Annotated in this window: 13 protein-coding genes; 1 reads left to right on the top strand and 12 read right to left on the bottom strand. The window is 58.3% G+C overall.

Annotated elements, in window-relative coordinates:
* Nucleotides 1–26 precede the first annotated feature (26 nt).
* The 12 genes from AC1UK9_RS08600 to sdhC all read right to left on the bottom strand — a co-directional run bounded on the left by AC1UK9_RS08600 (nt 27) and on the right by sdhC (nt 14,410).
* Nucleotides 27–428, bottom strand: coding sequence for an MAPEG family protein (locus tag AC1UK9_RS08600; protein WP_482579846.1), 402 nt, complete (start codon nt 426–428; stop codon nt 27–29).
* Nucleotides 428–1,165 (bottom strand): DUF599 domain-containing protein, encoded by a 738-nt coding sequence (locus tag AC1UK9_RS08595; RefSeq protein WP_025111866.1) that lies wholly within the window; start codon nt 1,163–1,165, stop codon nt 428–430. The genes AC1UK9_RS08600 and AC1UK9_RS08595 overlap by 1 nt, the downstream gene beginning before the upstream one ends.
* A gap of 255 nt (nt 1,166–1,420) precedes the next feature.
* Complete coding sequence (gene brnQ / locus AC1UK9_RS08590) at nt 1,421–2,734, bottom strand: branched-chain amino acid transport system II carrier protein (protein ID WP_025111867.1); 1,314 nt, start codon at nt 2,732–2,734, stop codon at nt 1,421–1,423.
* Between the two features lie 329 nt (nt 2,735–3,063).
* Nucleotides 3,064–3,945 carry a succinate--CoA ligase subunit alpha gene (sucD, locus tag AC1UK9_RS08585; RefSeq protein ID WP_007919877.1) on the bottom strand — a complete coding sequence of 294 codons (882 nt, stop codon included), beginning with the start codon at nt 3,943–3,945 and terminating at the stop codon, nt 3,064–3,066.
* On the bottom strand, nt 3,945–5,111 hold the full coding sequence (sucC, locus tag AC1UK9_RS08580; protein ID WP_007919879.1) for an ADP-forming succinate--CoA ligase subunit beta: 1,167 nt from the start codon (nt 5,109–5,111) through the stop codon (nt 3,945–3,947). Before sucC ends, sucD begins: the two co-directional genes overlap by 1 nt.
* 182 nt (nt 5,112–5,293) lie before the next feature.
* Complete coding sequence (gene lpdA, locus AC1UK9_RS08575) at nt 5,294–6,730, bottom strand: dihydrolipoyl dehydrogenase (protein ID WP_482579845.1); 1,437 nt, start codon at nt 6,728–6,730, stop codon at nt 5,294–5,296.
* A gap of 97 nt (nt 6,731–6,827) precedes the next feature.
* A complete protein-coding gene (odhB, locus tag AC1UK9_RS08570) occupies nt 6,828–8,048 on the bottom strand; it encodes a 2-oxoglutarate dehydrogenase complex dihydrolipoyllysine-residue succinyltransferase (protein WP_473014890.1) in 1,221 nt (406 codons plus the stop codon).
* Nucleotides 8,049–8,090: 42 nt separating this feature from the next.
* Nucleotides 8,091–10,922: a 2-oxoglutarate dehydrogenase E1 component gene (locus AC1UK9_RS08565; protein ID WP_025111870.1), complete on the bottom strand. Its 2,832-nt coding sequence runs from the start codon at nt 10,920–10,922 to the stop codon at nt 8,091–8,093.
* 259 nt (nt 10,923–11,181) lie between these two features.
* Nucleotides 11,182–11,886 (bottom strand): succinate dehydrogenase iron-sulfur subunit, encoded by a 705-nt coding sequence (locus tag AC1UK9_RS08560; RefSeq protein ID WP_003223007.1) that lies wholly within the window; start codon nt 11,884–11,886, stop codon nt 11,182–11,184.
* An 11-nt stretch (nt 11,887–11,897) separates the two neighbouring features.
* Nucleotides 11,898–13,670, bottom strand: a complete 1,773-nt coding sequence (sdhA, locus tag AC1UK9_RS08555; RefSeq protein WP_025111871.1) for a succinate dehydrogenase flavoprotein subunit — start codon at nt 13,668–13,670, stop codon at nt 11,898–11,900.
* 3 nt (nt 13,671–13,673) lie between these two features.
* The gene (sdhD, locus tag AC1UK9_RS08550) at nt 13,674–14,042 is read right to left on the bottom strand and encodes a succinate dehydrogenase, hydrophobic membrane anchor protein (RefSeq protein ID WP_003222999.1); all 369 of its coding nucleotides are present in this window, start codon (nt 14,040–14,042) and stop codon (nt 13,674–13,676) included.
* Nucleotides 14,036–14,410, bottom strand: coding sequence for a succinate dehydrogenase, cytochrome b556 subunit (sdhC, locus tag AC1UK9_RS08545; RefSeq protein WP_017127965.1), 375 nt, complete (start codon nt 14,408–14,410; stop codon nt 14,036–14,038). The genes sdhD and sdhC overlap by 7 nt, the downstream gene beginning before the upstream one ends.
* A gap of 363 nt (nt 14,411–14,773) precedes the next feature.
* Between sdhC and gltA the strand changes: the two genes are divergently transcribed.
* Nucleotides 14,774–16,063, top strand: a complete 1,290-nt coding sequence (gene gltA, locus AC1UK9_RS08540; RefSeq protein ID WP_003222994.1) for a citrate synthase — start codon at nt 14,774–14,776, stop codon at nt 16,061–16,063.
* Nucleotides 16,064–16,270 lie beyond the last annotated feature (207 nt).

Here is a 16,270-nt window from a genome sequence, read left to right as displayed (position 1 = left end):
GAGAGTGCCGGGTTAGAAGCCGTTTTTTACAGCAACACGGTTCTAAAAGTCGGACTAATCATCAGCAACAAACTACAGATCAGACCGACCAGCCACACCAGGCTGCGCGGAGAGGGTTTATCCGCCAGGTACAGCCACAAGTAGAGAATCCGCGCGATCACAAAGATGATCGCCAATGCATCGATCAACCACCCCTGTGTCTGCGTGGTGTGCGCCATCAGCACCCCCACGGCAAACAGGATGAACGCTTCGATGCTATTCTGATGCGCCGCCAGCGCCCGCGCGCCATAACCGGTGAGTTGCGCCTGCTGTTGGCGCGGCAGGTGGTTGTTGTAACCGCCCTGCTCTTTCATGGCTTTACCCACCGGCATACGCGCGATGTAAATCAACAATGCACTGATAAACACACACCAGAACGGAATACTCATCAAGCGGCCTCTTTATTGGTTTCGGGCAACGTCGCCTCTGTAGGGGTATAGACCATCACATCCAGCACGTCGGAATGAAACTCGCGGCGATACAACACCAGCACCACGCCAGCACTCATCAACATGAACAGCCACGGGCTGACAAACCACGCCAGCATCGTCATGCCGAAGTAATAAGAGCGCAAGCCGAAGTTGAACTGGTTGGCCGCCATCGAAATCACCCGTGCCGCCCGCAGCGCGAATGCCTTGCGCTCCTGCTCGGAAACCTGGCGTTCACCGATCATCGGCGCCGAACCGACCAGGACTGCGGCAAAGTTGTACTGGCGCATGCACCAGCTGAACGTGAAGAAGGCATAGACGAACACCAGCGCCAGGCACAGCAACTTGATCTCCGACATGCCCTGCGATGCTTGCTGGACCATCGGAATGTCCGCCAGCAACGACACGGCGCGCTCGGACGCGCCCAGCACGGTGAGAATGCCGGCGAGGATGATCAGGGTGCTGGACGCGAAGAACGAGGCGTTGCGCTCCAGGTTGCCGATCACGCTGGCATCGGCGATGCGGTTGTCGCGCAGCAGCATGCGGCGCATCCAGTCTTCACGGTACAGGTGCAGCACGCTGGCCAGGCACGCGGTGTCGCGGGCCTTCCACGACGCATAACGGGTATAACCGCCCCAGCAGGTGACAAACCAGAGCGCGGCCAGCAGGTGGATCAGGTTGGCTTGGATGAACGACATGCAATTCCTTGTGGAGTATGAACGCTGTACCTGTGGGTGCGGGCTTGCTCGCGAAAGCGGTGTGCCAAATACATAAACAGTGAATGACCCGACGCATGCGCGAGCAAGCCCGCTCCGATATTGAGATTTGCGCAGTGCTTCGACGTTGGCTCAAGGAAAAAGACACTGCCTGACGCGCATAAAAAATGCCCCGTATCGATTGATACGGGGCATTTCTGTTTAAGCGTTGAAGACTCGCTTGTGGCGGGTCAGCAATCAGGCAACCGCTTCGCTGCGCTTGCCCAGCAGGCGATCGCAGATCACCGCGACCACCAGAGTCATGACGCATGGCACCAGCCACGCCAGACCCTGCTCGCTCAGCGGCAGGTGCGACAGCTGCGATGGCATCCAGTCAGCCAGACCGGCGCCTTTGAGGGCGTCGATGGTGCCGAACACGAAGGACACCAGCATCACCGGGCCGATGATGCGACCGTGCTCATGCCAGAAGTCTTTGCAGAAGCTCAGGCCGACCAACACGATGCACGGCGGGTAGATCGCGGTCAGCACCGGGATCGAGAAAGCGATCAGCTTGGTCAGGCCCAGGTTCGACACCAGCAGCGAGAACGCCGCCAGAATGATCACCAGCGTCTTGTAAGACAGTGGCAACACGCGGCTGAAGTACTCAGCGCAAGCGCAGGTCAGACCCACCGCCGTCACCAGGCACGCCAGCGAGATCAGCACCGCGAGGAAGCCGCTGCCCAGCGAACCGAAGGTGTGTTGCACGTAAGCGTGCAGCACGGCCGCGCCGTTGGTAGCACCGACTGCCACTTCATGGCTGCCGGAACCGAGACGGAACAGGCTGACATACACCAGCGCCAGACCGACACCGGCGATGAGACCGGCAATGATCGCGTAACGGGTGATCAGTGCTGGCGACTCGACGCCCCGGGAGCGGATCGCGTTGACGATGACGATACCGAACACCAGAGCGCCGAGGGTATCCATGGTCAGGTAACCATTAATGAAACCCTGGGAAAACGGTGCCGCCACGTACTCCGGCGTGCCTTGGCCAATGTCACCCGCCGGCAAGGCGAATGCAGCGATACCGAGCACCGCCAGGGCGATGATCTTCAACGGCGCCAGGAAACGCCCCACGGTGTCCAGCAGACGCCCCGGATACAGCGAGATGAAGAACACCAGCAGGAAGTACACCGAGCTGTAGAGGAACAGCGCCAGTGGGCTTTCGCCAGTCAGCGGCGCCAGACCCACTTCGAACGACACGGTCGCGGTACGCGGAGTGGCAAACAACGGGCCGACCGCCAGGTAGCACGCGGCTGCCAGAATGCCGCCGGCTATCTTGCCGATCGGGCTGCTCAGCGTGTCCATCGCCCCGCCGACTTTCGCCAGCGCAACGACGGTGATCACCGGCAAACCGACGGCAGTGATCAGGAAGCCCAGCGCCGCCATCCAGACGTGAGGTCCGGCCTGCAAACCGACGATAGGCGGGAAGATGATGTTACCGGCCCCGACGAACAGGGCAAATGTCATAAAACCAAGTGCCAGGATGTCCTGACCTTTCAAAACTTTCATTAAGGAAATACCACACTACTGAATCGGAATTTAGAGGGGGATTTCCCTGTGGGGTTAGGGAAATGCTGTCAGTCCGTATGAGACTGACCCGTTTAGCGCGTTGCATGCCTTGTGGGCGGCAGACGCAAAAATGGCTGCTAGCCTAACGAATTTGTCTGACAAACGCACTGTTTGAGGGCGAACTATCCGATACGCGACGTGTCTGTGTCGCGTTTTTGCATGTTATTGGGCGAGAGCCTATAAATCGCTATCGTCAAATAAACATCAGAAACGACAAAGGCCACCCGAGGGTGGCCTTTGTTTGGTGAAGCGTCAGTTCAGCGCGAGGCTTACTTGACAGCCCAACCGGTCAGCTCGGCCAGGGCCTTGCCGATGTCTGCCAGCGAACGCACGGTTTTCACGCCTGCGTCTTGCAGAGCAGCGAATTTCTCGTCTGCAGTGCCTTTGCCGCCAGAGATGATTGCGCCAGCATGGCCCATGCGCTTGCCCGGAGGAGCAGTCACACCAGCGATGTAGGAAACAACCGGCTTGGTCACGTGTGCCTTGATGTAGGCAGCCGCTTCTTCTTCAGCCGAACCGCCGATCTCGCCGATCATTACGATCGCTTCGGTCTTCGGGTCTTCCTGGAACAGTTTCAGGATGTCGATGAAGTTCGAACCCGGGATCGGGTCACCACCGATGCCGACGCAGGTCGACTGACCGAAACCGGCGTCAGTGGTCTGCTTCACGGCTTCGTAGGTCAGGGTGCCGGAACGCGAAACGATACCGACCTTGCCTGGCAAGTGAATGTGACCTGGCATGATGCCGATCTTGCATTCGCCTGGGGTGATCACGCCTGGGCAGTTAGGGCCGATCAGGACTACGCCCAGCTCGTCGCACTTAACTTTGGCGTCCAGCATGTCCAGGGTAGGAATGCCTTCGGTGATGCAGACGATCAGCTTGATGCCGCCGAATGCTGCTTCCAGGATCGAGTCCTTGCAGAAAGGAGCCGGAACGTAGATCACGCTGGCGGTAGCGCCGGTGGCAGCTACTGCGTCTTTGACAGTGTTGAACACTGGCAGACCCAGGTGCTCGGTGCCGCCTTTGCCAGGAGTAACGCCACCAACCATCTTGGTGCCGTATTCGATGGCTTGCTGGGTGTGGAAACTACCTTGCGAACCGGTAATACCCTGGCAGATAACTTTGGTGTCTTTATTGATCAGGACGCTCATTATTTGCCCTCCGCAGCTTTGACAACTTGTTGAGCAGCGTCGGTCAGGCTGGTAGCAGCGATGATGTTCAAACCGCTTTCTGCCAGTACTTTAGCGCCCAGCTCAGCGTTGTTACCTTCAAGGCGAACAACAACCGGGATTTTCACGCCGACTTCTTTCACAGCGCCGATGATGCCTTCGGCAATCATGTCGCAGCGAACGATGCCGCCGAAGATGTTGACCAGTACTGCAGCGACGTTGGTGTCGGACAGAATGATCTTGAACGCTTCAGTTACGCGTTCTTTGGTAGCGCCACCACCTACGTCGAGGAAGTTGGCTGGCTTGCCGCCATGCAGGTTGACGATGTCCATGGTACCCATGGCCAGGCCAGCACCGTTGACCATGCAGCCGATGTTGCCTTCCAGTGCCACGTAGTTCAGTTCGAACTTGGCAGCGTGCGCTTCGCGCGGATCGTCTTGCGACGGATCGTGGAAAGTCTTCAGCTTAGGCTGACGGTACATTGCGTTGGCGTCGATGTTGATCTTGGCGTCCAGGCAGTGCAGATCGCCGTCAGCCTTGATCACCAGCGGGTTCACTTCCAGCAGAGCCAGGTCGTGATCCTTGAACAGCTTGGCCAGACCTACGAAGATCTTGGCGAACTGAGCAACCTGCTTGCCTTCCAGACCCAGCTGGAATGCCAGCTCGCGACCCTGGAATGGCTGAGCGCCAACCAGTGGATCGATAGTGGCTTTCAGAATTTTTTCTGGAGTGTCGTGAGCGATTTTCTCGATGTCCACGCCACCTTCGGTGGAAGCCATGAACACGATGCGACGGCTCGAACGGTCAACGACAGCGCCCAGGTACAGCTCTTTAGCGATATCAGTGCACGATTCAACCAGGATCTTGGTGACTGGCTGGCCATTGGCGTCAGTCTGGTAAGTCACCAGACGCTTGCCCAGCCACTGCTGTGCGAAGGCTTTGGCGTCTTCTTTGCTGCGAACCAGCTTGACGCCGCCCGCTTTACCGCGACCACCGGCGTGGACCTGGGCTTTGACAACCCACTCGCTGCCGCCGATTTTGTCGCAAGCTTCTGCTGCTGCTTCCGGGGTGTCTACTGCGTAACCAGTGGAAACTGGCAGGCCGTATTCAGCGAACAGCTGCTTACCCTGATACTCGTGAAGATTCATGCTTTTTACCGTCTTCGTTAGGTACTGCGCATTCGGCGCTGCGCTCGTTTGAGTGCCGCGCCACCTGTGACTGCTGCTTGCGTAGCTGAGCTACGCAAGACTGCGTCCAGCGGACATTCCGCGGTGAGACTTGCTCGCAAGGCTCACGACGGGCCGTTACCGCCGTGGTTTCTTATTATGTCTTAACGCTTCTTGCGGTTGGCAATGTGGATGGCGCCGCCATTCACAGCCAGAGCAGCTTCGTGCAAGGCTTCAGACAGGGTCGGATGGGAGAAAACCATCATGCCCAGGTCTTCAGCGCTGGTGCCGAATTCCATACCGATCGCGCCCTGCTGAACCAGTTCTGCAGCGCTCGGACCAATCACGTGCACGCCCAATACGCGGTCAGTCTTGGCATCAGCGATGACCTTGACGAAACCACCGGTATCGTTGGCGGCCATGGCACGGCCGGAGGCGGCGAACGGGAAGGTGCCGACGTTAACTTCAACGCCTTCGGCTTTCAAGGCCTGCTCGGTTTTGCCAACCCACGCGATTTCCGGGTGAGTATAAATAACCGAAGGGATCAGGTCATAGTTCATCTGAGCCTTGTGGCCCTTGATGCGCTCGACAACCATGATGCCTTCTTCCGAAGCCTTGTGAGCCAGCATCATGCCGCGAACCACGTCACCAATGGCGAAAACGCCCGGTACAGTGGTGGCGCAGTGATCGTCAACGTGCACGAAACCGCGCTCGTCCAGGGTCACGCCACTGTCGGCAGCCAGCAGCTCAGTGGTCACCGGACGGCGACCAACGGCTACGATCAGCTTGTCGAAAGTGATGGTCTGTTCGCCGTTGGCATCGGTGTAGTTGACAACGACTTCGTCGCCGTTGACTTTCGAGCCGGTCACGCGAGCGCCCAGCTTGATGTCCAGACCTTGTTTGGTCAGGGTTTTCAGCGCTTCCTTGGAAACAGCGGTATCCGCTGCCATCAGGAAGGTGTCCAGTGCTTCCAGGACAACCACTTCCGAGCCCAGACGCGACCATACCGAACCCAGTTCCAGACCGATCACGCCAGCGCCGATCACGCCCAGACGTTTAGGTACGGTTTGGAATTCCAGAGCGCCAGTCGAGTCGACGATGACTTTCTGATCGACCGGAGCCGGTGGAATGTCGATCGGACGCGAACCTGGAGCCAGGATGACGTTTTCAGCTTCGATGACTTCAACCGAGCCGTCCGGCTTGGTGACTTCGACTTTCTTGCCAGCCAGCAGTTTGCCGTGGCCCTGGATCGAAGTAACGCCGTTGGCCTTGAACAGGGTGGCAACGCCGCCGGTCAGGTTCTTGACGATGCCAGCCTTGCGGCCAACCATCGCTGCGACGTCCATTTTGACTTCGCCGGTCGAGATACCGTGAACGTTGAAGCTCTCTTTGGCTTCCTTGTACTTCCAGGAGCTGTCCAGCAGCGCCTTGGACGGAATGCAGCCGACGTTCAGGCAAGTACCGCCGAGGGCTTGCTTGCCTTCAGCGTCGGTGTACTTCTCGATGCAGGCAGTGGTGAGACCCAACTGCGCGGCCTTGATGGCAGCAACATAGCCGCCAGGGCCGGCACCGATCACTACTACGTCAAATTTCTGCGACATTCAAAAAATCCTCTTTAGCGAAAAGCTTCAAGCCGCGCGCTCCAAGCCAGGCTGCCCTTTCCGGCAGCTTGAAGCTTGAAGCCCGCGACTGCTTCTATCAGATATCCAGCAACAGACGAGCCGGGTCTTCCAGCAGGTTCTTGATGGTCACCAGGAAGGTCACAGCTTCTTTGCCATCGATCAGGCGGTGATCGTAGGACAGTGCCAGGTACATCATCGGACGGATCACGACCTGGCCGTTGATGGCCATCGGACGCTGGATGATGTTGTGCATGCCCAGAATCGCTGCCTGCGGCGGGTTGACGATCGGGGTCGACATCATCGAACCGAAGGTACCACCGTTGGTGATGGTGAAGGTACCACCGGTCATCTCGTCCATCGACAGTTTGCCGTCACGGGCTTTTTTGCCGAATGTTGCGATGCCGCCTTCGATTTCAGCCAGGCTCATCAGCTCGGCGTTACGCAGGACCGGTACAACCAGGCCACGGTCGCTGGAAACGGCAACGCCGATGTCAGCGTAGCCGTGGTAAACGATATCGCCGCCGTCGATCGACGCGTTGACAGCAGGGAAACGCTTCAGCGCTTCGGTAGCTGCTTTCACGAAGAACGACATGAAGCCCAGGCGTACGCCGTTGTGGGACTTCTCGAACAGATCCTTGTACTTCGAACGCAGCGCCATGACTTCGGTCATGTCGACTTCGTTGAAAGTGGTCAGCATCGCCATGTTCGACTGAGCTTCAACCAGACGCTTGGCCACGGTGGCACGAACGCGGGTCATCGGCACGCGCTTCTCGATGCGGTCGCCAGCGGCGAACACAGGAGCAGCGGCAGCTGGAGCAGCAGCCTTGGCAGGTGCGGCAGCCGGAGCAGCTTTCTTGGCAGCAACAGCAGCCACGACGTCCTCCTTGGTCACACGACCACCTTTGCCGGTGCCGGCAACGGAAGCGATGTTGATGCCGTTTTCTTCAGCCAGCTTGCGTGCAGCCGGAGCAGCAACAGGATCGTCTTCGCCTTCGGCAGCAGCCGGTGCAGCGGCAGCAGCCGGAGCAGCAGCGGCGGCTGGAGCAGCGGCAGCCGCACCGCCTTCAACGATGGAGCCCAGGACTTCGTCGGACAGGACGGTCTCGCCCTCGCCCTTGACGATGGCGCCCAGCACGCCGTCGGCGGTAGCCAGAACTTCCAGTACGACTTTGTCAGTTTCGATGTCGACGATCAGTTCGTCGCGCTTGACGGCGTCGCCCGGTTGTTTGTGCCAGGTGGCAACGGTGCCATCGGCAACCGATTCCGGGAAAGTGGGGGCTTTGATCTCGATAGCCATTATCTGTGGTTCCTTAAATTCGGTTTCAGGTGCGCGAAGGCGTTAAACAGTAAAGGCGTCGTTCAGCAGTTTTTCCTGCTGTTCGGCGTGCATCGATGCATAACCACATGCAGGTGCAGCAGAAGCCTCACGGCCCGCGTACTCAAGTACGAGAGACTTGTTGAGGTTGCTGATGCTGCGACGCAAGTGATGCTGGCTGCAGTACCAGGCACCCTGGTTCATCGGCTCTTCCTGACACCACACGGCATGCTTGACGTTGGTGTACGGAGCCAGGACTTCTTTCAAGTCGTCCTCAGGGAATGGATACAGCTGCTCGATACGCACGATGGCGATATCTTCACGGCCTTCGGCACGGCGTTTTTCCAGCAGGTCGTAGTAGACCTTGCCGCTACACAGAACAACGCGCTCGACCTTTTTCGGGTCCAGAACATCGATTTCCGGGATCACGGTCTGGAACGAACCTTCGGCCAGATCTTCCAGCGTCGAGATGGCCAGTTTGTGACGCAGCAGCGACTTCGGAGTCAGAACAACCAGTGGCTTGCGCAGCGGGCGAATCACCTGACGGCGCAGCAAGTGGTAGATCTGGGCCGGCGTGGTCGGCATGCACACCTGAATGTTGTGCTCGGCGCACAGCTGCAGGTAACGCTCAAGACGTGCCGAGCTGTGCTCAGGGCCCTGACCTTCGTAGCCGTGCGGCAACAGCATGGTCAGACCGCAGAGACGGCCCCACTTGTGCTCGCCGCTGGTGATGAACTGGTCGATAACAACCTGTGCACCGTTGGCGAAGTCGCCGAACTGGGCTTCCCAGATCACAAGCGCGTTTGGCGTGGTGGTCGAGTAACCGTATTCGAATGCCAGTACCGCTTCTTCCGACAGGAACGAGTCGTACAGGTCAAAGCGTGGCTGACCGTCGTACAAGTGCGCCAGAGGAATGTAGGTGCCCGCGTCTTTCTGGTTGTGCAGCACAGCGTGACGGTGCGAGAACGTACCGCGGCCGATGTCCTGACCAGTCATGCGGATCGGGTGACCTTCGAACGCGAGGGTCGCGTACGCCATGGTTTCGGCGTAACCCCAGTTGATCGGCAGGCCGCCGGCTTGCATCTTCTGACGGTCTTCGTAGATCTTCGCAACCTGACGCTGAACCACGAAGCCTTCCGGAATTTCCAGCAGCTTGGCAGACAGTTCTTGCAGGGTCTTCAGATCGAAACGCGTGTCGTGACGCGCAGTCCAGGCGTGGCCCAGATACGGACGCCAGTCCACGAACAGCTCTTTGTTCGGTTCTTTGACCAGCGATTTCACTACGTGCAGACCGTTGTCCAGCGCATTGCGGTACTCGTCAACCTTGGCCTGAACACGTTCAGCGTCCAGTACACCGGCCTGAGTCAGACGATCAGCGTACAGCTCACGGGTGGTGCGCTGCTTGGTGATCTGCTGGTACATCAGAGGCTGGGTGCCGCTTGGTTCGTCGGCCTCGTTGTGGCCGCGACGACGGTAGCAGACCAGGTCGATCACCACGTCACGCTTGAACTGCATGCGGTAGTCGATGGCCAGCTGGGTCACGAACAGCACGGCTTCCGGATCATCACCATTCACATGGAGGATCGGCGCCTGGATCATCTTCGCAACGTCGGTGGCGTACTCGGTGGAGCGCGAGTCCAGCGGGTTGCTGATGGTGAAACCAACCTGGTTGTTGATCACGATGTGCACGGTACCGCCGGTCTTGAAACCGCGGGTCTGCGACATCTGGAAGGTTTCCATGACCACGCCCTGACCTGCGAATGCAGCGTCACCGTGGATGGAGATCGGCAGAACCTTCTCACCGGTCGGGTCGTTACGACGATCCTGACGGGCGCGAACCGAACCTTCTACCACCGGGGAAACGATTTCCAGGTGGGACGGGTTGAACGCCATGGCCAGGTGAACTTCACCGCCTGCGGTCATTACGTTGGACGAGAAGCCCTGGTGGTATTTAACGTCACCGGAACCCAGCTCGACCTTCTTCTTGCCTTCGAACTCGTCGAACAGCTCGCGCGGGTTCTTGCCGAAGGTGTTGACCAGCACGTTCAGACGGCCACGGTGGGCCATGCCGATGACAACTTCCTTGGTGCCGTAGGAACCGGAACGCTGGATCAGTTCGTCGAGCATCGGAATCAGGCTTTCGCCGCCTTCCAGACCGAAACGCTTGGTGCCCGGGTATTTGGTGCCCAGGTATTTTTCCAGGCCTTCACCGGCAGTGACGCGCTCGAGCAGATGGCTCTTGATGTCGGCCGAGTACGTCGGACGACCGCGCACGCTTTCCAGACGCTGCTGGAACCACTGGCGCTGCTCGGAATCGGTGATGTGCGTAAATTCAGCGCCGATGGTGCGGCAATATGTCTGCTGCAACGCTTCGTGAATTTCGCGTAGGCTCGCTTCCTCTTTGCCGATGAACAGGTCGCCGGCACGGAAGGTCGTATCAAGATCGGCATTGGTCAAGCCGTAATGATTGATCGACAGGTCTGCAGGTGCAGGACGCTGCCACAGCCCCAGCGGGTCAAGCTGGGCTGCCTGGTGGCCACGCATACGGTAGGCCTGGATCAATCGCAGCACTTCAACTTGCTTCTTCTCGTGCTCACTGCTCACGCTCCCGGCGGAAACCGGTTGGGCGCGGCGCTGGTTCTTTGCCAGCAGCACGAAATGATCGCGAATTGTGGAGTGCGAAACATCAGTGGCAGAGTTGCCGTCGGCAGGCAACTTCTGAAAGTAGGTGCGCCACTCTTCTGGCACAGCGTTAGGGTCGTGCAGGTAGAGCTCATAAAGCTCTTCCACATAGGCAGCGTTTCCACCTGAAAGGTAGGCGCTGTTCCACATGCGCTGCATCACGCTTTCTTGCATGCTTGGTCACCCTCGGTTAGGGGAACACCATCGGCGCCAATACCGAGCAAACTTGCAGAAGTCCGAATGCAGCGACCAAAACAAGCCACTTAGGATCACGCTGATAGTCCGGGTACCAGCCCGGATGCCCCTGCTTGTCTCATTTCTTCAAAATAAGAGCTGCAGCTTGTGACTACTGCTCTGGTTATAGCCATGACGCGGGTTGAAGCCCGCGCCACAGCCTCTTCGGTACAGCGGTTCTACGATTACAGCAGCTGAATCACACGCCGCTCGAAAGCAGCATGTTACGGATGTGACCGATGGCCTTAGTCGGGTTCAGGCCTTTCGGACATACGTTGACGCAGTTCATGATGCCCCGGCAGCGGAATACGCTGAACGGGTCATCGAGCGAAGCCAGACGCTCGGATGTCTTGGTGTCGCGGCTGTCTGCCAGGAAGCGGTACGCTTGCAGCAGGGCAGCTGGACCCAGGAACTTGTCCGGGTTCCACCAGAAGGACGGGCACGAGGTCGAGCAGCAGGCGCACAGAATGCACTCGTACAGACCGTCGAGCTTTTCACGCTCTTCAGGGGACTGCAGACGCTCGATGGCCGGAGCCGGCGTGTCGTTCTGCAGGTATGGCTTAACCTTCTCGTATTGCTTGTAGAAGATGCTCATATCGACAACCAGGTCACGGATAACCGGCAAACCTGGCAGCGGACGAACGATCAACTTGTTGCCTTTCACTACGGCGGACAGCGGCGTGATGCACGCCAGACCGTTCTTGCCGTTGATGTTCATGCCGTCGGAGCCGCAGACGCCTTCACGGCAAGAGCGACGATAGGAGAAACCCTCGTCCTGCTCTTTGATCAGGGCCAGCACGTCCAGCACCATCAGGTCTTTACCACCGGTATCGACCTGGAATTCCTGCATGAACGGCGCAGCGTCCTGATCAGGGTTGTAGCGATAAACACTGACTTGCAACATGGCGGTCACCCTTAATAAGTCCGGACTTTAGGTTCGAAAGTCGGAACAGTCTTCGGCGAGAAGTTCACGGCACGCTTGGTGACGCGCTTGTCACCCGGGAAGTACAGGGTGTGGCACAGCCAGTTTTCGTCGTCACGATCTTCGAAGTCTTCACGGGCGTGAGCACCGCGGGACTCTTTACGCACTTCGGCAGCGATGGCAGTAGCTTCAGCCACTTCCAGCAGGTTTTGCAGCTCGAGCGCTTCGATACGCGCAGTGTTGAACGCCTGCGACTTGTCGTTGATCTTCACGTTGGCGATACGCTTGCGCAGATCAGCCAGCTGAGCGATGCCCTTCTGCATGTATTCGCCGGTACGGAACACACCGAAGTAGTTCTGCATGCAGCTTTGCAGCTCGCGACGCAGGGTAGCCACGTCTTCACCATCGGTACGGCCGTTCAGCGCGTTCAGACGCGACAGGGCAGCTTCGATGTCGGCTTCGGTAGCGTCGTCGTATTCGATACCGTCGGTCAGCGCCTTTTCCAGGTGCAGGCCGGCAGCGCGGCCGAACACCACCAGGTCGAGCAGCGAGTTGCCGCCCAGACGGTTGGCACCGTGCACCGATACGCAAGCCACTTCGCCTACTGCGAACAGACCAGGAATGATCTGGTCCACACCTTCGGCGTTCTGGGTGATCGCCTGACCATGGATGTTGGTGGCAACGCCGCCCATCATGTAGTGGCAGGTCGGAACAACCGGAACCGGCGCAACAACCGGGTCAACGTGAGCGAAAGTCTTCGACAGTTCGCAGATGCCTGGCAGACGGCTGTGCAGCACTTCCTCGCCCAGATGGTCGAGTTTGAGCATCACGTGGTCGCCATTCGGACCGCAACCGTTGCCGGCGATGATTTCTTTAACCATCGAGCGGGCAACCACGTCACGACCGGCAAGGTCTTTCGCGTTCGGAGCATAACGCTCCATGAAACGCTCGCCGTGCTTGTTGATCAGGTAACCACCTTCACCACGGCAACCTTCGGTAACCAGTACACCGGCGCCGGCGATGCCGGTCGGGTGGAACTGCCACATTTCGATGTCTTGTACCGGCACGCCAGCACGCAGGGCCATGCCGACGCCGTCACCGGTGTTGATCAGGGCATTGGTGGTGGATGCGTAGATACGGCCAGCACCGCCGGTGGCCAGTACGGTGGCCTTGGCGCGGATGTAGGAGGTTTCGCCGGTTTCGATGCAGATCGCGATCACACCGACGAACTCGCCTTCCTGGTTTTTCACCAGGTCGACAGCGTAGTACTCGTTCAGGAACGTGGTACCGGCTTTCAGGTTGCCCTGATAAAGGGTGTGCAGCAGAGCGTGACCAGTACGGTCGGACGCTGCGCAGGTACGAGCAGCCTGGCCGCCCTTACCGTAATCCTTGGACTGACCGCCGAACGGACGCTGGTAGATACGGCCTTGCTCGGTACGCGAGAACGGCAGACCCATGTGGTCCAGCTCGAAAACGGCAGCCGGGCCTTCCTGACACATGTATTCGATCGCGTCCTGGTCACCGATATAGTCGGAGCCCTTGACGGTATCGTACATGTGCCAGCGCCAGTCATCGTTCGGGTCAGCGGACGCGATCGCACAGGTGATGCCGCCCTGGGCGGATACAGTGTGCGAGCGGGTCGGGAAAACCTTGGTGATCACGGCAGTCTTGTGACCGCCTTGTGCCAGCTGCAGCGCAGCGCGCATGCCGGCACCGCCACCACCAATAATGATGGCGTCGAAAGAAATCGTTGGAATGTTAGCCATGACTCAGATACCCCAGAGAATCTGCACACCCCAGACGAAGTAAGCGAACATCGCAACGCCGCATACTGCCTGGAAAAGGAAACGTATAGCCGTCGCGGACTTGCCGAACGCCATTGGCGTCAGGTAGTCAGTCGCGATGGTCCACATGCCGACCCAGGCGTGAGCGCCGAGAGCAACAAGGGCCAGGAGGCTGAAAATACGCATCCCGTTGTGGGCGAACAGTTCATGCCACTGGGCGTACTCGAGGCCTGGGTGGGCCACGACGTATCCGATCAGAAAGATGAAGTAAGCCGCGAGAACGACCGCCGACACACGCTGCGCCATCCAGTCATAGAGGCCCGAACGCGAGAGGTTCGTGACGTTAGTTACCATATCCAGACTCCTGCCAGAACGATTACCACCACGGAAACGGCGATAACGATTTTCGAGCCCAGCTTGCCGCCTTCCAGCGTCTCGCCGATGCCCATGTCCATGATCAAATGGCGCACACCGGCAACCAAGTGATACAGCAGAGCGGACAGGATGCCCCAAATCACTAGCTTGGCTAGCGGACTGGTCAGACACGCTTTCACCTGACCGAAGCCTTCCTCGGAGCTCAGCGACTTGTCCAATGCGTAAAGCATGATGGCCAGGCTGACAAAGAGGATGACACCGGAGATACGGTGAAGAATGGACGTGTAAGCAGTGACTGGGAGTTTGATGGTCCTTAGGTCTAGGTTTACAGGTCGTTGGCTTTTCACGGCTTTTTTTTCACACTGAAGAGCCCCTAACAATCAGGGCAAAGTTGTTGGGGAGTGCACTGGTCAGGTAACCACCACCCAGGGATGCGACCCCCAATGAAAGCAAGCCCAAAAGCCCTTGGCGGTCGGTGGCCGAGTATAGACAGTTAGGCTACTAATGACAACGCAATCACCTACCCCCAATAGCTGATTGCACAAGTCGCATAAAAGGCGTAAATGGCAGTCAATTTCGAGGAAAAAGTGCGCTTAAAGCCTTCTGGAGCAAGACTTTAGGCAAATTGACATTCGAATTTATCTCACTATAGTGGTGCGGGCCCTGCGTGGGGGGTCTGTCTGATGGTTCAAGCATAAATAGGAGGCCACATGGCTGACAAAAAAGCGCAGTTGATCATCGAGGGCGCAGCCCCCGTCGAGCTGCCCATTTTAACCGGCACCGTTGGTCCCGATGTAATCGATGTTCGGGGCCTGACGGCCACGGGCCGCTTCACTTTCGACCCGGGTTTCATGTCGACCGCCTCGTGCGAATCGAAGATCACCTATATCGACGGCGACAACGGCATTCTGTTGCACCGCGGCTACCCGATCGAACAGCTGGCTGAAAAGTCGGACTACCTGGAAACCTGCTACCTGCTGCTCAACGGCGAACTGCCGACCGCAGAACAGAAGGCCCAGTTCGTCAGCACCGTGAAAAACCACACCATGGTTCACGAGCAGCTGAAAACCTTCTTCAACGGCTTCCGTCGCGACGCCCACCCGATGGCCGTCATGTGCGGCGTAGTCGGCGCCCTCTCGGCCTTCTACCACGACTCCCTGGACATCAATAACCCGCAGCATCGCGAAATCTCCGCGATCCGTCTGGTTGCCAAGATGCCAACCCTGGCAGCGATGGTTTACAAGTACTCCATGGGCCAACCCATGATGTACCCGCGCAACGACCTGACGTACGCGGAAAACTTCCTGCACATGATGTTCAACACCCCGTGCGAGATCAAACCGATCAGCCCGGTACTCGCCAAGGCCATGGACCGGATCTTCATCCTCCACGCCGACCACGAGCAGAACGCATCGACTTCCACCGTGCGTCTGGCAGGCTCCTCGGGTGCCAACCCGTTCGCCTGTATCGCCGCTGGTATCGCCGCACTGTGGGGCCCTGCCCACGGCGGCGCGAACGAAGCCGTGTTGACCATGCTTGACGAGATTGGCGATGTGTCCAACATCGACAAGTTCATCGCCAAGGCCAAGGACAAGAACGATCCGTTCAAGCTGATGGGCTTCGGTCACCGCGTTTACAAGAACCGCGATCCTCGCGCGACTGTAATGAAGCAGACCTGCGACGAAGTACTGAAGGAACTGGGCATCAACAACGATCCGCAACTCGAACTGGCCATGCGCCTGGAAGAGATCGCGCTGACCGACCCGTACTTCATCGAGCGCTCGCTGTACCCGAACGTCGACTTCTACTCGGGGATCATCCTCAAGGCGATCGGCATTCCAACCAGCATGTTTACTGTGATCTTTGCTTTGGCACGTACTGTTGGCTGGATCTCCCACTGGAAAGAAATGCTCTCCAGCCCGTACAAGATTGGCCGTCCGCGCCAGCTGTACACCGGCTACGAGTCGCGTGATATCACCAAGCTGGAAGACCGCAAATAAGACCTGTCTTGCGATAACGTCTTGAGTTGTATCGGGAACGGCTTCTATTTATATAGGGGCCGTTTTTGTTTGTCCGGGATTTGGGGATTGGGGATTGGGGATTGGGGACATATCCGTTGCTGCGGGTGCTGCCGCTGGCGGTTTCGCTCTTACAGCGAGTCCCTTTTTCAAACGCCAAAAAGGAACCAAAAGGCTTGGCCCCGGCGT

The organism is Pseudomonas sp. AK-TSAG1-1 (genome assembly GCF_056821665.1).
The sequence above is the reverse complement of the archived record's forward strand: the minus strand, read 5'-3'. Positions and strand labels throughout refer to the sequence as shown.